The 20,032-nt window shown below is 64.4% G+C and carries 22 protein-coding genes; 14 read left to right on the top strand and 8 right to left on the bottom strand.

Annotated features, from left to right (window positions below):
- Window positions 1-33 precede the first annotated feature (33 nt).
- The 5 genes from BMY67_RS14800 (at window position 34) to BMY67_RS14780 (ending at window position 3,592) form a co-directional block, all read left to right on the top strand.
- On the top strand, window positions 34-321 hold the full coding sequence (locus BMY67_RS14800; RefSeq protein ID WP_143069848.1) for a hypothetical protein: 288 nt from the start codon (window positions 34-36) through the stop codon (window positions 319-321).
- 83 nt (window positions 322-404) lie between these two features.
- A complete protein-coding gene (locus BMY67_RS14795) occupies window positions 405-824 on the top strand; it encodes a hypothetical protein (protein ID WP_092772988.1) in 420 nt (139 codons plus the stop codon).
- Window positions 825-1,052: 228 nt separating this feature from the next.
- A complete protein-coding gene (locus tag BMY67_RS14790) occupies window positions 1,053-1,367 on the top strand; it encodes a hypothetical protein (RefSeq protein WP_092772986.1) in 315 nt (104 codons plus the stop codon).
- Window positions 1,368-1,582: 215 nt separating this feature from the next.
- Window positions 1,583-3,115 carry a carbon-nitrogen hydrolase family protein gene (locus tag BMY67_RS14785; RefSeq protein ID WP_092772984.1) on the top strand — a complete coding sequence of 511 codons (1,533 nt, stop codon included), beginning with the start codon at window positions 1,583-1,585 and terminating at the stop codon, window positions 3,113-3,115.
- 153 nt (window positions 3,116-3,268) lie between these two features.
- A complete protein-coding gene (locus BMY67_RS14780; RefSeq protein ID WP_092772982.1) occupies window positions 3,269-3,592 on the top strand; it encodes a hypothetical protein in 324 nt (107 codons plus the stop codon).
- A gap of 134 nt (window positions 3,593-3,726) precedes the next feature.
- Here BMY67_RS14780 and BMY67_RS14775 read toward each other — a convergent pair whose 3' ends face one another.
- Window positions 3,727-3,993 (bottom strand): hypothetical protein, encoded by a 267-nt coding sequence (locus tag BMY67_RS14775; protein WP_143069847.1) that lies wholly within the window; start codon window positions 3,991-3,993, stop codon window positions 3,727-3,729.
- A gap of 153 nt (window positions 3,994-4,146) precedes the next feature.
- On the opposite strand from BMY67_RS14775, the gene BMY67_RS14770 reads away from it, so the two are divergent.
- From BMY67_RS14770 to BMY67_RS14755, 4 genes are all read left to right on the top strand, one after another.
- On the top strand, window positions 4,147-4,554 hold the full coding sequence (locus BMY67_RS14770) for a hypothetical protein (RefSeq protein WP_092772978.1): 408 nt from the start codon (window positions 4,147-4,149) through the stop codon (window positions 4,552-4,554).
- A 57-nt stretch (window positions 4,555-4,611) separates the two neighbouring features.
- Complete coding sequence (locus BMY67_RS14765; RefSeq protein ID WP_092772976.1) at window positions 4,612-5,043, top strand: four helix bundle protein; 432 nt, start codon at window positions 4,612-4,614, stop codon at window positions 5,041-5,043.
- A 264-nt stretch (window positions 5,044-5,307) separates the two neighbouring features.
- A complete protein-coding gene (gene moeB, locus BMY67_RS14760; RefSeq protein ID WP_092772974.1) occupies window positions 5,308-6,396 on the top strand; it encodes a HesA/MoeB/ThiF family protein in 1,089 nt (362 codons plus the stop codon).
- A gap of 127 nt (window positions 6,397-6,523) precedes the next feature.
- On the top strand, window positions 6,524-7,726 hold the full coding sequence (locus BMY67_RS14755) for a putative sulfate/molybdate transporter (protein WP_092772972.1): 1,203 nt from the start codon (window positions 6,524-6,526) through the stop codon (window positions 7,724-7,726).
- A 79-nt stretch (window positions 7,727-7,805) separates the two neighbouring features.
- On the opposite strand, the gene BMY67_RS14750 is transcribed toward BMY67_RS14755, so the two are convergent.
- Window positions 7,806-8,612, bottom strand: a complete 807-nt coding sequence (locus BMY67_RS14750) for a DUF2490 domain-containing protein (RefSeq protein ID WP_245745065.1) — start codon at window positions 8,610-8,612, stop codon at window positions 7,806-7,808.
- 274 nt (window positions 8,613-8,886) lie between these two features.
- On the opposite strand from BMY67_RS14750, the gene BMY67_RS14745 reads away from it, so the two are divergent.
- The gene (locus tag BMY67_RS14745; protein ID WP_092772970.1) at window positions 8,887-9,270 is read left to right on the top strand and encodes a nuclear transport factor 2 family protein; all 384 of its coding nucleotides are present in this window, start codon (window positions 8,887-8,889) and stop codon (window positions 9,268-9,270) included.
- Between the two features lie 9 nt (window positions 9,271-9,279).
- Here BMY67_RS14745 and BMY67_RS14740 read toward each other — a convergent pair whose 3' ends face one another.
- From BMY67_RS14740 to moaA, 3 genes are all read right to left on the bottom strand, one after another.
- Complete coding sequence (locus BMY67_RS14740) at window positions 9,280-9,480, bottom strand: helix-turn-helix transcriptional regulator (protein WP_092772968.1); 201 nt, start codon at window positions 9,478-9,480, stop codon at window positions 9,280-9,282.
- A complete protein-coding gene (locus tag BMY67_RS14735) occupies window positions 9,473-9,994 on the bottom strand; it encodes a hypothetical protein (RefSeq protein ID WP_143069846.1) in 522 nt (173 codons plus the stop codon). The genes BMY67_RS14740 and BMY67_RS14735 overlap by 8 nt, the downstream gene beginning before the upstream one ends.
- 92 nt (window positions 9,995-10,086) lie before the next feature.
- The gene (moaA, locus tag BMY67_RS14730) at window positions 10,087-11,082 is read right to left on the bottom strand and encodes a GTP 3',8-cyclase MoaA (RefSeq protein ID WP_092773597.1); all 996 of its coding nucleotides are present in this window, start codon (window positions 11,080-11,082) and stop codon (window positions 10,087-10,089) included.
- A gap of 196 nt (window positions 11,083-11,278) precedes the next feature.
- Here moaA and moaD point away from each other — a divergent pair, with 196 nt between their 5' ends.
- Together moaD and BMY67_RS14720 are read left to right on the top strand one after the other, a co-directional pair.
- A complete protein-coding gene (gene moaD / locus BMY67_RS14725) occupies window positions 11,279-11,521 on the top strand; it encodes a molybdopterin converting factor subunit 1 (RefSeq protein WP_092772964.1) in 243 nt (80 codons plus the stop codon).
- Between the two features lie 122 nt (window positions 11,522-11,643).
- On the top strand, window positions 11,644-12,063 hold the full coding sequence (locus tag BMY67_RS14720; protein WP_092772962.1) for a molybdenum cofactor biosynthesis protein MoaE: 420 nt from the start codon (window positions 11,644-11,646) through the stop codon (window positions 12,061-12,063).
- Window positions 12,064-12,155: 92 nt separating this feature from the next.
- On the opposite strand, the gene BMY67_RS14715 is transcribed toward BMY67_RS14720, so the two are convergent.
- The 3 genes from BMY67_RS14715 to moaC all read right to left on the bottom strand — a co-directional run bounded on the left by BMY67_RS14715 (window position 12,156) and on the right by moaC (window position 16,278).
- Window positions 12,156-14,420 (bottom strand): S41 family peptidase, encoded by a 2,265-nt coding sequence (locus BMY67_RS14715; protein ID WP_092772960.1) that lies wholly within the window; start codon window positions 14,418-14,420, stop codon window positions 12,156-12,158.
- Window positions 14,421-14,612: 192 nt separating this feature from the next.
- Window positions 14,613-15,800, bottom strand: a complete 1,188-nt coding sequence (locus BMY67_RS14710; RefSeq protein ID WP_092772958.1) for an NTP transferase domain-containing protein — start codon at window positions 15,798-15,800, stop codon at window positions 14,613-14,615.
- Window positions 15,790-16,278, bottom strand: coding sequence for a cyclic pyranopterin monophosphate synthase MoaC (gene moaC / locus BMY67_RS14705; RefSeq protein WP_092772956.1), 489 nt, complete (start codon window positions 16,276-16,278; stop codon window positions 15,790-15,792). Before moaC ends, BMY67_RS14710 begins: the two co-directional genes overlap by 11 nt.
- A 231-nt stretch (window positions 16,279-16,509) precedes the next feature.
- Here moaC and BMY67_RS14700 point away from each other — a divergent pair, with 231 nt between their 5' ends.
- Together BMY67_RS14700 and BMY67_RS14695 are read left to right on the top strand one after the other, a co-directional pair.
- Window positions 16,510-17,736, top strand: coding sequence for a molybdopterin molybdotransferase MoeA (locus BMY67_RS14700; protein WP_092772954.1), 1,227 nt, complete (start codon window positions 16,510-16,512; stop codon window positions 17,734-17,736).
- 419 nt (window positions 17,737-18,155) lie between these two features.
- The coding region (locus tag BMY67_RS14695) for a PA14 domain-containing protein (RefSeq protein WP_177189850.1) at window positions 18,156-20,032 on the top strand (1,877 nt) is incomplete at its 3' end.

The raw sequence follows: 20,032 nt of genomic DNA, 5'->3' as shown, positions 1-20,032 counted from the left end.
CAAGAGGCTTTCAACCTTTTGATTCCCAGCCCCATGCTTCGCCACCTTAGTCTGCTTGTTTTGCTGGCCGGCCTGACCACTGCCGCCACCGCCCAGACCACCCAACCCGAGTCGCAGCCCCTAAAGCCCGTGCCACCCGCCGCCACTGCCGATACAGTGGAGGGCACCTATGTAGCACCGGGCATGACGGGAGCACCCAAACAGCAGGTAACCACCGACTACAGCAACCGGCCGCTGAAAAAAGCCGCGCCCGCCAAAACCAATTCCTCCACCCTCTCGGCCGATGAGCCGCGCAAAGCAGCCCCATTGCGCCGGCCTTAGGCGGGCCCCGGCCAACGCCGGGCCCGGTAGGCGCGTATGGCAGCGAACCGGCCGATTGGCCGGCCTCACCTGAATCTGCCCGCATGACAGCTGCCAACGCCTCGCTCGCCGACTTCCTCGACCTCACCCACCGGCCCGATCTGGGCATTATTGCCGCCCGCTGGCTGCGGCCGACTACTTCGGGCGAGTTGCGGGCGGGCTACCAGCTGCTGCTGCGCCACGCCAACACCTGCAGCGCCTGCAATTGCTGGCTGATTGACGCCCGCCGCCGCGTACGGGTAGACTCGGGCGATGTGCACTGGCTGACCGAGCACTTCTACCCCACCCTGCGGCAGCACCTGGGCCACCACGTGTTCCTGGCTTTCCTGGTGGCGCCCTACCAGCTCGACGACGTGCAGGACGATACGCTGCCCGCCATGCCCTACACCCACGGCGACTACTGCTCGGTGCACCAGTTCACCGACGAAGGGGAGGCTGTGCGCTGGCTTTGCTCGCGCCGCTAGGGCAGCACTGGCAGCAGCTTTTTTGCACTATGCGTATCCTATAGAATTGAAGAACCGGCAATAAGACAATTTTTTGGCATCGTATTCGACCGTGCAAAAGATTCGTGGAAAGATGAATTTTTATAGTGAATGCTTTTCGTTTACCTTCATTGTGAGTTAGGTACTTGATTTACCAAGTGGCTAACTCCCTTGTTTCAGGCATTTGCATCCACCCTTTCCTTCTTCTGTATGTTCAAAACGCTACTTTTTCTGTTGCTGGCTTTTGCAATGATGCTGGAACCCGCCCCGGCCCGCGCTACTGCCGGCGCCAGTGCGGCTGGCACTGCGCTGCTCGCCCCCGCTACTACTACGGCCGGCTTTTTCCGGCGTACCCCCCGCAAGGGCCGCCCCAACTACATGAAGTACAAGGGCGCCAACCGCACCAAGCTCAAGAAGCTCGGCCCCGTGCGGCGCTGGAAGCTGCGCCGTAAGGCCCAGGCCAAGCGACGTACCCACGTTCCGAGCGTGAAAGCCGGCGCCCCAACCCGGGTGATGAAAAAATAGCCGGCCTTTCTGCCGGTCGGTAAAAGCCGCTTCCTGTCCGGGAAGCGGCTTTTTTGCTGTACCGGTGCCGCTACCGGGGGCCAACCAAACGCCACGGTGCGCGTTTAGCCGGCAGCGGGCTTCCGAAAACCAACGCCCCGGCCTGCGTGCCCGGCCCGCCGGGCCGGACCTGTGCTGCCGATGGCAACGCGGGGGCTACTACAACTCCTTATTGCATGAACGAAGTAATTGAAATCCGCCACCTGCGGGCCGACGACTATGAATCCTTTAACGCGGCCATGCGCCGCGCCTACCCCGAAATGGGCAGCTACTGGCCCGCCGAGTCGCTGGCGCGGCTGCGGGAGCTGTTTCCGGAGGGGCAGCTGGTGGTGACGGTGAACGGGGCCGTGGTGGCGGCCGCGCTGGCCATTATTGTGGAGCGCGCCAAGTACTCCGACGACCACACCTACCGCCAGATTACCGGCGACTACACCTTCAGTACCCACAACCCGGCCGGCGACACGCTTTACGGCATCGAGGTGTTTGTCGACCCCAACTACCGCGGGCAGCGGCTGGCGCGGCGGCTTTATGAGGCCCGCAAGGAGCTCTGCGAGCGGCTCAACCTGCAGGCCATAACCTTCGGGGCCCGCATTGCCGGCTACCGCGAGTACCAGGCCACGCTGACGCCCAAGGAGTACGTGCAGCGGGTGAAGAACCGCGAAATCGTGGATTCGGCCCTCAACTTCCAGCTGGCCAACGACTTCCATCCGGTACGCGTGATTCGGGGCTACCTGCCCGGCGACGAAGCCTCGGGCAACTATGCCCTGCTGATGCAGTGGGACAACATGCTCTACCACGAGCGGCCCGCCGCCGCCGTGGCGCCCAAAACCCAGGTGCGCCTGGGTTTGGTGCAGTGGCAGATGCGCCTCTACGATGGCATCGACGACCTGTTTCAGCAGGTAGAATACTTCGTGGATGCGCTGGCTTCCTACCGCGCCGACTTCGCCCTGTTTCCCGAGCTGTTCCACGGGCCGCTGATGGCCGAAACCAACGAGCTGGCCGAAATCGACGCCATCCGCAAGCTCAGCCAGTTTTCGCCCGAAATCCTGCGCCGCTTTACGCAGCTGGCCGTTAAGTACCACATCAACATCATCACCGGCTCGATGCCCGAGCTGGCCCCCGACGGGCAGCTGCTGAACGTGGGCTACCTGTGCCGCCGCAACGGCACGACCGAGCGCTACGAGAAAATCCATGTAACGCCCAACGAGGCCAAGTACTGGGCCCTGAAGGGCGGCACCCGCCTCCAGACCTTCGACACCGACAGCGGCCGGGTGGGCATCCTCATCTGCTACGACGCCGAGTTTCCGGAGCTGGCCCGCCTGCTGGCCGACCAGGGCATGGATATCCTGTTCGTGCCCTTCCTCACCGACACCCAGACGGCTTACTCGCGGGTGCGGCACTGCGCCCAGGCCCGGGCCATCGAAAACGAGTGCTACGTGGCCATTGCCGGCTCGGTGGGCAACCTGCCCCGCGTGAAAAACATGGACATCCAGTACGCCCAGTCGGCCGTGCTCACGCCCTGCGACTTCTCGTTTCCCAACACCGGCGTCAAGAGCGAGGCCACGCCCAACACCGAGATGATTCTGGTAACCGACGTCGATCTGTCCATCCTCGACAAGCTGCGCCAGCAGGGCAGCGTGCAGAACCTGCGCAGCCGCCGCCACGATGTGTACACGCTCAGCTCGGCCGAGCTCATGCCCAAGCATTAGGCAGAGGGGAGGACTTGCGGTAATGGGGAGAAAGGGCCGGGCACCGGTTCCACCAACTCTGTCATCCCCGCAACATAACCCAACGCCACCAGGCCGGCCGCCGTAACAACAGGCGTGGGCGCTATGCCCCTTCTCATCTCAGCCTTCCCGCCCATGTTTCGTTTCCTGACCGTTGCCCTGCTGCTGGGTGGCCTGAGCGCCCCGCTCGCCGCTCAGGCCCAGAACCGCCAGCCCACCACGCCTACCCGCTACCAGCCCACCGAGCGCATCAGTCCGGTGCCGGGGGTGGTGCTGCCCACGGGCGTCGGGCAGGGTAGTGCCGAGCCGCTGCCGGTGCCCGCCGTCGAGCCCAATGCCCAGCTGCCCATGCCTAAAGTGCAGTTCGGCCAGGTAAGCGCCGACTCGGTGCAGATGCAACCCGTGCCGCCGGCCCCTAAGCCGCCCGTACGCAAGCGCAAAAGCCGCCCGCGCCAGTAACCAGTAAGCTAAGCGTCCGCGCGCGGCCAGTTCTACGCAGCAACCTAACGCGGCGCCCCGGCTGCCCCAAACAAGTGAGAACCACTGTTCGGGGCAGCCGGAGCGCCGCGTTGGGTAAGTTAGGCGACTGTCGGCTACTTAACCTTCACGGTGCCGTCGTCGGCGTCGCGCTTGATTTTGTTGCCGTCGGCATCTTTTATCTTGATGTCGCCATCGGCCTGCTTCTTGATTTTGCTGCCATCTTCCCCCTTAATAGTGGTGCCGGGCGGCAGGTCGGCGGCGCGCTCTGCGGGGGTTTCGGCTGTTTCAACGGTGGTGGCGGCGGGCTGGTCGGTTTGGGAGCAGGCGCCGAGCAGCAGGGTGAGGGCGGCGGTGCTCAGCAGCAAAGAGAATCGTTGCATAAGAAAGTAGAACAGGGAAACGAAAGCCGGCAACCCCGCACGGGCCGCCGTGCCTCCTCATACGCGGCACCCGCCGGCATGTTGGGCAACGCTCCTACCGCGCCTCCTTCTGCCCCCCGCTTTCCGTAGCTTTGCAGTCCATTCTTTTTTGCCATGGACTCCAACACGCCCGCCCAGCTCCTACAGCTCGCCTACCGCGCCGACCTCGACCTGCTGGTGGGCCGCTGGACGCACGAGCCCAACACCAGCCTGCTGCCCGCCGCTTACCGCGAGCTGGCCCGCGAGGCCGGGGCCAGCCGCTGCCGCTACTGGCTCCAGGATATCCGCCGGCGCGTTGTCAACGACCCGGCTACCACCCGCTGGCTGCTCACCGACTACTTCCCCGACATGGCCCGCCGCCTCGGGGGCCTGCGCGTGGCCTACCTCACCAGCCCCACCCTGCTGGCCCACATCATGGCCGACCCCGAATTTAAAACCGTGGAGTACTACACCGACAAACCCTACCAGATCCATTTCTTCGGCGACGAAGGCGCGGCGGTGGCCTGGCTCTTTGAATTCTGAATTTTGGATGCTGAATTTTGAATTATCTTCCGCCTGTGCACTTTAGGGCCGGGTGATATGAAGGACAATCTGGTACGCGACAAGTCCTATGCCTTTGCCTCCCGGATTGTGAAGGCGTACAAGTACCTGACGGCGGAGAAGCGGGAGTTTATCATGGCCAAGCAGTTGCTACGGTGCGGCACCTCTATCGGGGCCAACGTGGAGGAGGCCCTTGCGGGGGTTTCGCGCCCCGATTTTGTGCATAAGCTCACCATCTCGGCCAAGGAGTGCCGCGAAACCAGCTACTGGCTCCGCCTACTCCACGACAACGACTACCTGCCCGACCCGCTCTTCGACTCCCTCCACGACCAGAACGCCGAGCTGCTCCGCATCCTCACGAGTATCATCCTTAACCCAAGTTGCAGAGTATTAAAATTAGAGCTAGTAATTAGCTCTAGTCCACAACTTGGGTTCCTTACCGCTCAGAATAAGCGCGGGAAGGATGAATAAGGATGGATTCTGGATGTTGAATTCTGAATGGCGGACGGCTCTGGCAGGGGCCCTTTTAAGACCGGAAGGGCGGTAGGCCGTATTTGAGGGTCGGATGTTCTGCCAGGCAACGCCGCGCCCCCGCCTCCCCGCCGCCAGCACCTACCCAGCCCAGCCGAAGCCCCCATTCATAATTCAGAATTCATACTTCATAATTCCACCTCCGTGCCGGCTCCAATTCATAATTCAGAATCCCTAATTCCTAATTCCCGCTTCTCCTCCGAAGTGCTAACGGAGGAGGAGAAGCGGAAATACCGCCGCCACCTGCAACTGCCCGAAATCGGGGAGGCCGGCCAGCTCAAGCTCAGGGCCGCCCGGGTGCTGGTAGTGGGCGCGGGCGGGCTGGGCTGCCCGGTGCTGCAATACCTGGCCGCCGCCGGCGTGGGCACGCTGGGCATCATCGACGCCGACGTGGTGGACGAAAGCAACCTGCACCGCCAGATTCTGTTCGGGCCCGCCGATGTGGGGCGCTCCAAGGCCGAAACCGCTGCCGCCGTCGTGGCCCGCCTCAACCCGCTGGTAGCGACCGAAGTGCATAACACCCGCCTCGACCTCAGCAACGTGCGGGCCTTAGTGGAAGCCTACGACGTGGTAGTGGACGGCACCGACAATTTCGCGACGCGCTACCTGCTGAATGATGCCTGTGTGCTGCTGGGCCGGCCGCTGGTTTCCGGAGCCATTTACAAGTTCGAGGGGCAGGTAAGCGTGTTCAACTACCAGGGCGGGCCCACCTACCGCTGCCTGTTTCCGGTGCCGCCGGGGGCCGATGAGGCCCCCAACTGCTCGGCTACCGGCGTGCTGGGTGTGCTGCCCGGCGTGGTGGGCACGGCCCAGGCCACCGAAACCCTCAAGGTGCTGCTGAACCTGGGCGAGGTGCTGAGCGGCCGGCTTTGGCTGTTCGACGCCCTCACGTTTGCTACCCGCACCCTGCGCTTCGCCCGCCGCCCCGAGCAGGCCGCCCTGCACCTGGGCACCGCCGAGCCCGCCGCCTACGCCGAGCTGTGCCGCCCCGCCCTGCCCACCATTACGGCCGCCGCCCTGCGCCACACGCTGGCCGGCCCCGCCGCCGCTGTCCCGCTGCTGCTGGATGTGCGCGAACCCCACGAGTTTGCCGCCGGCCATCTGCCCGGGGCCGTCAATCTGCCCCTGAGCCAGCTGGACGCCCGTGCCGCCGAGGTGCCCGCCACCGGCGCCGTAGTGGTGTACTGCCAGGGCGGCACCCGCAGCGCCCAGGCCGTAGCCCGCCTGCAGGCCGGGTTCGGTTTAGGAAACCTGCGCAGCCTGGAAGGCGGAATTGGGGGCTACGAGGGCTGATGAAGGCCTGCCCAGGATATCCTGAGTAGGCGCCCCGCTAATCGAGAGGTCGCGCCGTATCTTGCCGCTTCGCCGGGGCTGAACCAGCTTTCGGAGCCTCCGCGCCCCCTTGCCACGCTTGCGCCCTATGCCCATCACGCCCACCGAACCGCTCCTGCAACCCGTCGCTCATTCAGCTTCGCGCCGCCCGCGCATCCGCTTCGACCGCAACGAGCTGGCCGGAGCCTTCGGCGACCTGGGCACCGACCTACCACTGCTTATCGGGGTAATTGCCGCCTCGGGCCTCGACAGCACCGGGGTGCTCATCATGTTCGGGCTGATGCAGCTGTTCTCGGGCCTGTGGTATGGCATGCCCATGCCGGTGCAGCCCCTCAAGGCCTTCGCCGCACTGGTTATCGCCCAGAAAATTCCGGGCCGCGTGATATTCGGGGGCGGGCTGGCGGTGGGCGCGGGTATGCTGCTGCTCTCGGTTACGGGCCTGATTGATGGGCTGGCCCGGCTCGTGCCCAAGCCCGTTATCCGCGGCATCCAGTTCGGGCTGGCCTTGCAGCTTTCCACGCTGGCCCTCAAGCAATACGTACCCGCCGATGGCCTGCCCGGCTACGCCCTGGCCGCGGCCGCTTTCCTGATTACGGTGGTGCTGCTGGGCAACCGCCGCTGGCCCGCCGCGCTGGTGGTGGTCACGCTGGGCGTCGTCTACGGCCTGGTTTTCCAGCTCGATTTCAACTCGGCCCAGCAGGCCCTGGGGCTGCGCCTGCCCACCTGGCACGTCCCGCAGATGACCGATATCCTCACCGGCGCCGTGCTGCTGGCGCTGCCCCAGATTCCGCTGTCGCTCGGCAACTCGGTGCTGGCCACCCGCCAAGTGGTGCAGGACTACTTCCCCGAGCGGCCCGTGACGGTGCGCAAAATCAGCTTCACCTATGCCCTCATGAACCTGGTGAACCCGTTTCTGGGCGGCTTCCCGGTCTGCCACGGCTCGGGCGGCATGGTGGGCCACTACACGTTTGGGGGCCGCACCGGCGGCTCGGTGGTTATCTACGGCGGCCTGTTTCTGGTGCTGGGCCTGTTCTTCAGCCAGGGCTTCCAGCAGTTGGTGCAGGTGTTTCCGCTGCCCATTCTGGGGGTGCTGCTGTTCTTCGAGGCCCTCAGCCTGGCGGCCCTGCTGCGCGACATCAGCACCGAGCGAGCCCACCTGCTTCTGGCCCTGCTCACCGGCATCCTCTGCGCCGGCCTGCCCTATGGCTACCTTGTGGGCCTCACCGTGGGCACCTGCCTCTACTACGCCATGCGGCGCGGCTGGGTGGGGCTGGGGAAGCAGGGTTTTTGAGCTGCAAGCCACAAGCTGCAAGCCACAAGCACGTTCAGAAAGCTTGTGGCTTGTGGCTTGCAGCTTGCAACTCAACCATCTAATCCGGCTGAAACGGGATGTGCTGGCGGTCGGCGTTGGCGGGGCGGGCGATGCGGTAGCTGACGGAGAGCACGAGGTTGTTTTTGGCCGCCGTGCTCTGGGGCACGAAGCCGGCGGGGCCGTTGCGGGCGGCGGTGTAGTTGGCTTGGTTCACCCAGCCGGCCTGCAAAGTCCAGTGGTCGTCGAACTGGTAGCCAGCGCCAGCGTACACCCGGTTGCGCTCAAAAAACGGCCCGCGGGGGTTGAAAAACACCTCGTCGTACGCGCTCAGGAAGGCAGTTTTGGGGCCGATGGCAGCCTTATTCAGGGGCAGCACGGCGTTGAAGCGGTAACGCATCCGGGTCCGGTAGTCGCGCTGGCCGGGAGGTGTGATGTCGTCGCGGAAGTGATACCAGCGCTGCTCGAAGCGGTAGCGGTGCTCCAATTTGAGGCGGGCCGTAAATTGGGTGAGAATGAGCTGCTGCCAGAGCCGACGCTCCACGTTGAGTGGCCCAGCCGACAGGTCGCGGTAGTCGGAGGTGGCGTAGCGGCCGCCGCCCAGCAGCAGCGCGAAGTTCTTGGCCACGTCGTAGCTGACCCCCGCTTTCAGTTCGGAGTAGAAAAAACGGCGCATTACGGCATCGGAGCGGGTTTGCACCTCGGCGTAGCCGCCCCAGCCCTTTTCGCCGGCGGGTAGCACGGCAGTGCCAATGAGCCAGGAGCCCCAGCGCTGGCCGGGTACGGCGTTGGTTTGGGCGCGGGCGGCAGGCGCGGCCAGCGCCAGCAGGCTGCCCGCCAGCAGGGCGCGGGTCGGGCGGGCAGTCAAGAGGGAAAGGGGAAGCCGGTTCATGCCCCGAAGGTAGGGGGCAGCGGCTACTTGCAGAGCCAGCCGGCCAGCCAGCCAATGCCGGGCGCCCGGCATTGGCTGGCAGTTAAGTGTGCCGCTGGTATTCCGCCTGCTTACCCCTTGTGGACTGCCCTCCGGTAGCGGGCCAGCCGATGTGCTAATCCGGCAGTTCAGTGCGGGCCCGGGCGCGCCGTTGATGGCCGAAACGGGGAATCCGTGTAGCTTGCCGCCCCGCCCCCAAACCGTCCGCATCATGCCCGCCCCCGACCAGAACAAGCAGAATGCCATTGCTTTCTACGAGCTGATGTTCAACGACTGCCAGCCCGCCGAGGCCATCCGGCGCTACGCGGGCCACGAGTACATCCAGCACAACCCCCACGTGCCCGATGGCCCCCAGGGCTTTATCGCGTACTTCGAGCGGATGCAGCGCGAATACCCCGGCAAGCGCGTAACCATCAAACGGGCCCTGGCCGAGGGTGCCTACGTGGTGCTGCACTGCCACCAGCACTGGCCCCACGACCACGACTACGCCGGCATGGACATTTTCCGGTTCGACGAAGCCGGCAAAATAGTGGAGCACTGGGACGTGCTGCAAGTCATCCTGGCCGACGACAAAAGTGGCAACGGCATGTTCTGAGCCAGGCGCCTAGTCGCCCGGCTCCAACTGAAACAGCGCCTCGACGGGCTTGCCGAACACCTGGGCCAGCTTGAGGGCCAGCGCCGTGGAGGGCACGTACTTGCCGGCCTCCATGGCGTTGATGGTCTGCCGGCTCACGCCGATGCGCCGGGCCAGCTCTTCCTGAGTGAAGCGGTGGATGGCGCGTTCTACGCGCAGCGTGTTAGTCATGAGCCGGGGTGCGTTGGGCCCGCCGCAGGCTGAGCTGAAACAACAGCAGAAACAGCAGCAGCGGCGCGAACATGGCGTATTGCATCACGAGCAGAAAATCCATTCCGCTTACCAGCAGAATAGCCAGCATCAGCAGTCCGCAATAAATGTACAGCGCCTTTAATAAGGCCTCCAGCCGCAGCTGGCCAATGTATTCGTCTTCGTGCTGCTCGCGCGAGCAGGCCGCCAGCAGGGCCCCGACGATAAAGATGAGGGCGTAGGCGTCGTAGTTGTTGCGCGGGTCGGGGCCGCTCCCGCTGGGTAGCATTCCGTTAGTGTCATACCACAGCGAGGGCAGCCAGGTCATGAAGGGCGGCAGCGTCAGCAGGTTCGTTTGCTCCAGAATCCAGAGGCTGGCCCCAGCCAGGGCCAGCAGCCAACCCAACCGCTTGTAGCGGTGGGGGAATAAATAGCGCGTCATCATGAGCAGCAGCTTCGAGTGAATGATACTGCAATGGTAATGAATGCTTGTCATAATGTAAAGCATACACGACAAAATGATTCGCAAATTTTACATCAAACTTCTTACATGTGAAGTTTGGGAAGATACTGCTCGTCTACTGAGGCTCATCCCCCAATCGTACTCATCGACTCGAAGTTGAGCTGGTGCAGCGGCCGCTGGCTTTCGGCCTCGAAGCCGTTGGCGGCGCGGTTCCGGAAAGCGTGGCTGAGGGCCGCCACCAGCTCGTCGTCGGGGGCGCCGGTGCGCAGCAGGGCCCGCAGGTCGAGTACGCCCTGGTCGTAGAGGCAGGTTTTGAGGCCGCCCTCGGCCGTGAGACGCAGGCGGTTGCAGCTGCCGCAGAAGGTGCGCGAGTAGGCCGCGATGATGCCCAGGCGGCCCTGGTGGCCGGCTACGGTGTAGTGGCTGGCCGTGTCGCCGGGATGGGTGGGCACGGGCATCAGCTCGCCCAGGTTCAAGGCCAGATGCTCGCGGATGCGGTGGTGGTTCCAGGGCAGCGTGGCGGGCGTGGCCTCGTGGCTGCCCCCGTTGAAGGGCATCTCCTCGATAAAGCGCACTTCCACGGGCAGCTCGCGGGTCAGCTCGGCCAGCGGCAGCAGGTCCTCGATGTTCTGCCCGTCCATCACCACGGCGTTAATTTTCACCCGGATACCGGCTTCCAACAGCGCATACAGCGTGTCGAGCACCCGCGGCAGCTCGTCGCGGCGGGTGATGCTGGCGAAGCGGGCCCGGTCGAGCGTATCGAGGCTGAGGTTGACGGTGCGCACGCCCAGGCGGGCCAGCTCGGGCACGTGCGGGGCCGTGAGCACGCCGTTGGTAGTCAGGCTGATTTCCTCGATGCCGGGCAGCTCACTCAGGCGGGCCATAAACGGCACCAGGTCGCGCCGCACGAAGGGCTCGCCGCCGGTCAGGCGCACCTTGCGCACGCCCAGGCCGGCCAGCAGGCCGGTCAGGCGCAGCATTTCCTCGTAGGTGAGCAGCTCCTGCTTGGGCAGGTACTTGATGCCTTCCTCGGGCATGCAGTAGAAGCAGCGCAGGTTGCAGCGGTCGGTTACGGCCAGGCGCAGGTACTCCAGGGGCCGGCCGTGGTTATCGAACAGCACCGGCCGCGGGGTTGCCTCCTGCACCACGGGCGGGTTGTTGGGAGAAAGGGAAGGCGGGAAGGCGGAAACGGCCATGAGGGAGCAGGAAAAAACGCGACGACCGGGCCACAGCGGCGGGGGTTGCAGAACAAACGTAACACCGGCGCGGTGGTTTGGGTTTGGTATACGTACTATTGCCCCATCAGCCCTCAACGTTATGCACCTCAATATAGCCCTGTTTGGCATAGCCCGCGAAATCGTAGGTCAGCCGACGCTCGAAATAGATGCCCCCGCCGGCCAATCGGCCCGCGGCCTGCTCGCCGAGCTGCACGCCCGCTACCCGGCGCTGGCCGCCCTCAGCAGCCTGGCCGTGGCCGTTAATAACGAGTACGCCGCCGACGATACGCCGCTGCACGAGCGCGACGAAATTGCGTTGATTCCGCCGGTAAGTGGGGGGTAATTGTCAGTTGCCCGTGTCCAGTTGCCAGTAAGCAGACCGTCATTCAGCGCATGTGGCGCATCATTCGTCCCTGGCTTGATGCGCCACATGCGCTGAATGACGGTCTTTCTCCCAGTTATCCCATGATTCACATCGACCTGACCGACCAGCCCATAGCCGTAGCCGACGCCCTGCGCAGCGTGGAAGCCGATGGTGCCGGCGCCATCAACACGTTCATCGGCACGGTGCGCAACCAGAGCACCGGCCGCGCGGTAATCCGCCTGGAGTACGAGGCCTACGACAGTATGGCGCTGCACCAGCTGCGCAAAGTAGCCGAGCAGGCCGTGGCGCAGTGGCCCATGCTGCAAAAAGTAACCGTCATCCACCGCAAAGGCACCCTGCACATCGGCGACGTGGCCGTGGTGGTGGCCGTGTCTACGCCGCACCGCGCCGAAAGCTTCGCCGCCTGCCAGTACATCATCGACACGCTCAAGCAGGTCGTCACCATCTGGAAAAAGGAGTTCTACCAGGACGGCGACGTGTGGGTAGCGGCGCACCCCTAGCGGGGAATTAAAAAGTAAGAGTAAAAATGGCCGTTGAGCGATACCCAGGCGGGACGTTTAACGGCCATTTTCACTTTTTCACTCTTAACTTTTTAATTCCCTTGAATAAGGGCCACTGCTCGCTCCAGCACTTCGTCGCGGCCTTCTTTGATGCCCTGGATGGTGGGGTGAACTTCGATGTCGGGCACGATGCCGATGCGCTGGGTTTCGCGGCCGTCGGGGTAGTAAACGCCGAGGCCGGTAATGCGGGTGGGGATGTTGCCCGGTAGCACGATAGCCGACACGTTGCCATCGGCCCCGGCCGTGGTGCTGCCCATCACCGTGACGTTGGGAGCCGTGCGTAAGGCCATAGCGGTGAACTCGGCATTGCTTTGCGTCAGTTCATTCACCAAAACAACCACTTTGCCGGGGTAAAACTGGCTTGCCCCTGGCTTGACGAGTACCGGCGGGGCCAGGGGGAAAGCGCCCGGATTGAGAATATCCATTCGGCTGAACTGCACGAAGGGGGCCGGCTTTTTCAGCAGGTAGCTGGTTAGGGTATAGGTCACAAATTCGGCCGGGTAGTTTCGGATGTCAATTATTAGCCCCTTTGTGCCCGCTACGTCCCGCATAATCTCGGGCAGCCTCTCGTTGGTGAGAGTGCCCAGAACTAGGTAGCCGATGTTGCCGGGCAGCGGAAGATATGTTGGAGCGGCCTTATCAGGCGTGCCGGAATTCAACGCCAGGTTCAGCCTACCGTTGTTGGGGTAGCGGCTGATAGTAACCGGAAACTCCCGCCCGTCGCGGCGCACCAGCAGCGGCAGTTGGGCCGTGTTGCCACGTAGCAGCAGGTTGGCAATGTCGCGCAGCTGGGTGGGCTCGTTGGAAGCCGGGGCCAGGGGCTGCCACCGCCGCACCAGCTCGGGCACGGGCACGCCGTCTACGCTGACGATAATATCTCCCTTCTGCAGCCCCGTGGCCGCCCCCAGAGCCTTATGGTAGTAGTCGGTTACCACGGCCTGGTTCTCTACGAAACGCAGCCGCACCGGCGCATACAGCAGGCCCCGGTACTTGTTCAGCACCTCATCCTGGAAGATATTGGCGTGGGAGTCGTGGATGCGGGCAATGAGGGCCAGAGCCGCCAAGCGGTACTGCTCGGGGGTACGGGCAGCCGCCAGTTTCGGGATGAACTCGGGCAGCACCGGCTGCCAGTCTTCCCCGATGGCATAGCGGTAGGGGAAGAAATAGGCAATCATGTTCCAGTAGCGGTACAAGGCCAGCAGGCGCACGCCGTCGTCGGGCGGAGTGGTGCCGGCGGCGGCGGCGTAAGGCAGCTCGTGACGGAAAAGCGGGTTGCCCGCTGCATCAAAAGCCACATAGTAATGCTGGGCCGACTGGTTGCGGTTTTCGCGCAGGTAGCGGAGCTGGTCGCGCAGGGCGGTGCCGAGTTGCTTTTCGTCGTTGAGCCAGGCTAAATCGGGCTGTTGGCGCACCTTGTTGGCGGGCCAGTCGGCGCACTTTCGGCAGGCCGGCACCGGGCCGAACCGGGTTACCCAGGCCCCCAGCAGCTGGCTGCGGCGGGGCTCGTCGGGGGCCGCCAGCACGGCCGGCAATACCCGAAACAGCTCGGCATCCAGGTTGAAATTACCGGCGGCTACGGCCGGGTGGTAGTATTTCACGAAGCCCCACACCCGGCCCAGCACCGCCAGGTTTTCCAGCTGCTGCGCGCTCAGTTGGGCAGGCAGCACCACACCTGATTCCCGCCGGAAAGCCGTGTCCTGGTCGGCCAAGTACGTTCTGATGGTTTTGGTGGGAGCCTTATCGAGTGGCTTACCGTCGATGGTGAGCTGCAAATCGTCGAGCCACGCCGTGCCCTGGCCCTCCAGAATACCACCGAAAAACAGCTCCGTGGCATCGGCGTTCAGCGGCAGCGTTACCTCGTAGCGCTGCCAGCCGGTGGTACCCCGCACGGTTTGCCTGGCCGTATTGCCGTAAGCCACCGTTGCCCCGCCCGCATCGGTCTGGAGCAGCGTCAGATACACCCGCCCGCTAGCCGACACCTGCTCGGTTTTCATAAACCCGCTCAGCGTAATGCTTCTACCCTGAAACCACACCGGAATGCGTTGGCCCACCCGCCCAAACTGGCCGTCCTTGGCCCCCGCTTCCCGCAGCCGCACCACGTACCGCCCCTGCCGCCCTTCCACCGAATCGAGCCCGATGCTGTAGCCCTTGCCGTTGCTGGTCGACCAGCCCGGCACGCTGTCGGCCGCAACCGCCCGCTGCTCAAAGTTCAGATTTACAGGAGAAACCGGACTTTGCGCCAGGCAAATGGTAGCGGCGGCCAGCGGCAGAGCCAGCGCGAGGCAAATTTTTCGCATACAGAAAACGATAAAATGGCTGGGCCGAACCGCACCTACCCACTAATTGAGTCAGGATGCAGAGCACGGATAAACGGTTGTTTCCAGGAGCCCTGCCCGGGCCAAAAGGTGGCCGGAGGAATTAAAAATTACACGTTCAACCGTAAAAATGGTCGTTGAACGCTCCATGAGGATACCGTTCAAAGGCCATTTTTAATTCTTAATTAACCCCATCACCTCCGCTGCCTCTTCCGGCGTGTTCACGTTGCGCAGCTCCTGGGGGGCGGGCGGGGTCAGCAGTTCGATGTCGGAGTTGATGAGCGTTTTGCGGGGGCAGCTGTAGCCCAAAGCCAAAAACCGTAGCAGCTGGCCGTAGCTGGCGGGCTCCCAGATGGTGATGAGCGGCTCGGGCCAGTCGTTTTCGGGACTCTGGAAGGTGGTGGCCAGCCGGCCGGGCTGGCGGTGCGCCACCAGGTGGCTCAGCGTGGCGGCCGACAGCAGCGGCAGGTCGCAGGCTACTACCAGCCAGGCGGCGTTGGGGTCGAGGCGGAAGGCCGAGAGCAGGCCGCTGAGCGGGCCCAGGTCGAGGAACGAGTCGGGCAGGGGGCGCAGGCCGGCGTATTCAAGCTCCGTAATTTGGTCGGGGCGGCAGGAAACGTGCACATCGTGGCAGAAGGGCGCCAGCAGCTCGGCGGCGTAGGCGCGCTGCGCCTGCTGGCCGTGGTAGGCCAGTTGGCCCTTATCCTGGCCCATGCGCTGGCTGCGGCCGCCGGCCAGCACCAGGCCCCGCAGCGGCGGCGCGGCGGCGCGCCACTCCCGCAGCACCAGCTCGGCAATAGCGGCGGTATCGGCCAGGGGCAGCACCGGCACGGCGGCACCGGCCGTATCGGCGAGGTAGGCGCGCAGGTAGGCGGGCACCTCGGTTACGCCCTCGGGCAGCAGCAGAGCGCGCACGTCGGTGAGGCGGTCGAGCTTTTTTTCCAGGGGCTTGGCGGGGTCGAGGATTACCAACTGCTGGCGGGCGCGGAAGTGGTTGCCGTTTACCAGCGCCAGGCTCTGGTGGGCCAGCAGCTCGGGCTGGCTGAACTTATCGAGGGGCCGGCGCACGTCGAGGCGGGCGAAGCTGACGTTGTCGGTCAGCTCGGCACTGGCGCCGGCGGCCAGCATTCCGGTTTCGGGCGCGGTGCCGTTGCGCACGGCATCGGCGGCGGCGTGGTCGGCATCCACGTAGGCCACGCGCAGGGCGGGGGCCAGCAGGGGCAGCAGCCGGGCCGCCAGCTCCTTGATGCGGCCGCAGGGCGCGCCCAGTATCGCCAGCTCGTGGCGGCCGAACTCCCCCAGGTCGGGACGGGCCAGGTGGGCGTGCTTGCGGCGGGGCTGCTCGGCGGGGTTAGTCGGCATGCTGGAAGTCGTTTTTGCCGCCGGTTTTGCTGATGAGGCGGGTTTGCTGAATAACGATGTCGTGCGAGAGGGCCTTGCACATGTCGTAGATGGTGAGGGCGGCCACCGAGGCGCCGGTCAGGGCCTCCATCTCGACGCCGGTTTTGCCCGTTACGGTGGCCGTGCATTCAATCCGCACCGCGTCGGGGCCGTCTACCTCAATGGTTACCCGGCAGTTATCGAGGCCCAGCGGGTGGCACAGCGGAATCAGCTCCGAGGTGCGCTTGGCCCCCATGATGCCGGCCAGGATGGCCGTCTGGAACACGGGGCCTTTGCGCGTCGGCAGGTCGCCTTCCTGCACCAGCGCCATTATTTCGGGGCCCAGCACCACGCGGCTGCGGGCCACGGCTACGCGGCGGGTGGGCGTTTTGGCCCCTACGTCTACCATAGCGGGCTGGCCGGAAGCGTCGAGGTGGGTGAGTTTAGCGGAATCGGGCATAGCAGGTGTTGGCGGGTGGAACGGAATAAACCGATAAGTTCGGTAGTTAGCGGTTGTAGAGACGCATCTTTGCGTCTAAGCGTTGAACGAGCCGGCAGAACCCATTGGCCGAGTGCCTTGGTTTCCAAAATGCTAAATCGTTGCGGCGCCTGTTGTTCAGTAGTGCCGTTCAACGCCGAGACGCAAAGATGCGTCTCTACAACCGCCTCTCCTCACTTTCCGCCTGCGCCCATGATTTCCGTTGCCGAAGCCACCCGCCTCGTTGCCGCTACCGTCCGCCCGCTGGGCACCGAGCTGCTGAGTTTGCCGCTGGCCGCCGGCCGCCTGCTGCGCGAAGACTTACGGGCCGACCGCGACTTTCCGCCCTTCAACCGGGTGGCGATGGATGGCGTGGCCCTGCGCTACGAAGCGCTGGCCGCCGGGCAACGCGAGTTCTTCATTGAAGCCACCCAGTTTGCCGGCCAGCCCCCGGTAACTGCCCCCAACCCCACGGCCGCCGTCGAAATCATGACCGGCGCGGTGCTGCCCGCGGAGCTTGATACCGTAATTCGCTACGAGGACCTCACTTTCCGCACCGACGAGGTCGGCCAGCGGTACGCCACCGTGCAGGCCCTGCCACCCCGCCCCGGCCACAACGTGCACGCCCGCGCCGCCGACCGCCGCCAGGGCGACCTGTTGCTGCCCGTCGGCACCCGCCTGAAGCCCGCCGAAATGGCCGTGGCCGCCACCGTGGGGGCCGCCACCGTGGCCGTGGCCCGCCGCCCCCGGCTGGCCGTGGTCAGCACCGGCGACGAGCTGGTGCCCATCAGCGAGCAGCCCGCCGCCCACCAAATCCGGCGCTCCAACGGGCTGATGCTGCAAGCCGCCGCCTGGCAGGCCGGTGCCGAGGCCGAAGCCTTCCACTTCGACGACGACCCCGCCGCCCTGCGCCAGGGCCTGCCCGCACTGCTGGCCGGCTACGACGCCGTGGTGCTGAGTGGGGGCGTGTCGATGGGCAAGGCCGATTTTCTGCCCGAAATATTGCAGGAGTTGGGCGTGGAGCAGCTTTTCCACGGGGTGGCCCAGCGGCCGGGCAAGCCGTTCTGGTTCGGGGCGCGGGCCGGCGGGGCAGTGGTGTTCGCGCTGCCCGGCAACCCGGTGTCTACGTTCGTGAACTTCTACCGCTACGTGCAGCCCTGGCTGCGGGCAGTTCAGCAGCCCAACGGGGCGGCCGCGGCTGGTAGCGGCCCGGTACCGGCCGTACTCACCGCGCCCGTCGACTTCAAGCCCGCCATGACCCATTTCCTGCTCGTGAGCCTGGAGCCCGGCCCCGACGGCCGCCTGCTGGCCACGCCCGAGCGGGCCGGCGGCTCGGGCGACATGGCCAGCCTGCTCACCTCCAGCGCCTTCCTGGAGCTGCCCCCGGAAACCAGCTACTTCCCGGCAGGCACGGTGCTGCCGGTGTGGCGGTTTCGGTAAATCCGGGGGTTGGGGAGTTGCGCGTTGCGGGTAACGGCTAATAAAATTTGGGGAATCTGCGGGCGGCAAAAAGTCGGTTCGCTTTCTGTTTTTACAGTTTTGGGCGAAAAATGAGGCGGCGCCAAACCGGCAGCCGGCGGCTCGATCGAGCAATTCAAAAAGCGCTTTATTGAAACGGTCGTAAATTGCATATTGTTAAGACGCTATGTCTTGCAATAGTAAAGACGTTTCAGTTCAAAGTACATTTTATGAAGAGAGGATTTTTTGCTTTTTTTCTTTCATTGTTCTCTTTATCTTGCTTTTATGCAAAAGGACAACCACCAACCACAACCGCCCAGAGCTACGTAAAACCCTACTCCGGTGCGTTTCAATACGGAGTTAATTTAGGATATTACAATGAACGCTGGAGTGATGAAGCTATGGCGGCCATTGCGCAAACGCTCGGGGTACACTCCATCCGGCCCACGCTTCCCGAAGCTTTTGTAGAGCAGTATGGCTACAACATCCGGCAGGCCGCATTCCAGTCTTATGCCTCTTCGCAGGGCATGCGGGAGCTGACCTGTTTTGTGGAAGGCCCCACGGCTGCCCACCGCGACCCAACCACCTACCCGGGAGGCTCGGAGCCGTCGCGGCTGTTTGCCCACCTCTACGAGCCCATCTGGAACCCCGATGGCAGCGTGAACCAGAACAACTACTACGCTTACTACTTCTACCGCCTGCTGCCCATCTATGGCGACAACGTGCGCTTCTGGGAAATAGTAAACGAGCCCGATTTCCGGTACGGAACCGGGCTGGATGCCTGGCTGACGCGCCCCCCCACCCCGGACGAGGTGCCCAACCTGCGGGCGCCCATCTTCCACTACATCCGGATGCTGCGCATCAGCTACGAGATTCTTAAAAAATACCGCCCCGACGCCTACGTAACCACCGGGGGCATCGGCTACCCGCAGTTTCTGGATGCCCTGCTGCGCTACACCGACAACCCCGACGGGGGCAAGGTAACGGCCGAATACCCCAACAAGGGCGGCGCGTACCTGGATGCCATTAGCTTCCACAGCTACCCCTCCTACTCGCTCCATACCTGGGACACCAGCCTCAACGGGTTCCGGTACTCGCGCACTTCCGACCTCGCCACGGATCAGCTGCTGAAGGAGCGCCAGGCGATGGTGGATGTGCTGAACCGCTACGGCTACAACGGCACCACCTACCCGGTTAAGCACCTGCTGATTTCGGAAACCAACATCGGCCGCCGCACGTCCGACGACCGGACGGGCACCGACGAGATGCAGCGTAATTTCACCATCAAGGTGCTGGTGCAGGCCCAGAAAAACGACATTCGGCAGCTGTATCTCTATCAGTTGGGCGAATCGGTGAACGCGCCCGCCCCCGGTGTTTCGGTTTCGGGCACCGATGAACTGGCGTTGATGGGGCTGTACGAGAACCTGCTGCGCGATGCCCCGGGCGCTCAGCGCATCACCCAGCAGGGCCAGGCCCTGGCCACCACCTCGAAGCTGCTTTACGGCTGGAGCTACGATGCGGCCCGGACCACCGCCCTGGCCCTGCCCGCCGGCATACAGGGAGCCGCGTTCGGCAAAGCCGGGGCCTACACCTACGTCCTGTGGGCCAAAGCCCTGACGGACAACTCGGAGGTGGCAACGGCTACTTACTCGTTTCCGGCCGCCTGGAACCTGACCAGCCTGGAGCGCTACGAGTGGGATTACGCCGCAACCAGCGCTAAAACTTCCCTGGCCAGCCAGAATATCACGCTGACCTCGTCGCCGTCGTTTTTTACAGCGGCATCTTCCACCACGCCTACACCGCCTACACCGCCCACCACGCCCGCTCCTGATGGCGGCTGCGCGGGCACGGGCAGCCTGCTGCGCGAACAGTGGGACAACGTGGCCGGCGCCGACCTGGCCAGCGTGCCCACCACCAAGGCCCCGACCAGCAGCGCCCCGCTCACCCAGTTCGAACACCAGACCCCGGCCGGCGGCAGCACCCGCTACGCCGCCCGCCTGCGCGCCTATATCTGCCCCCCCCAGTCGGGCAGCTACACCTTCTGGCTGGCCGCCGACGACGCCGGCGAACTGCTGCTCAGCTCTGACGAGGCGCCAAGCCACAAGCAGCGCATTGCCAGCTGCAGCGGCTGGACCAGCGGCGTGCACGACTTCGGCCGCTACGCCAGCCAGCAGTCGGCCCCGGTGCAGCTCGTGGCCGGCCGCCGCTACTACATCGAAGCCCTGCACAAGCAGGAGTGGGGGCCCGGCTACCTGGCCGTGGCCTGGCGCCGCCCCGA

It is taken from the genome of Hymenobacter actinosclerus, from assembly GCF_900111515.1.
Classification (GTDB): domain Bacteria; phylum Bacteroidota; class Bacteroidia; order Cytophagales; family Hymenobacteraceae; genus Hymenobacter; species Hymenobacter actinosclerus.
Note: the sequence above shows the minus strand (reverse complement) of the source record. Positions and strands in the feature narration are given on the sequence as shown.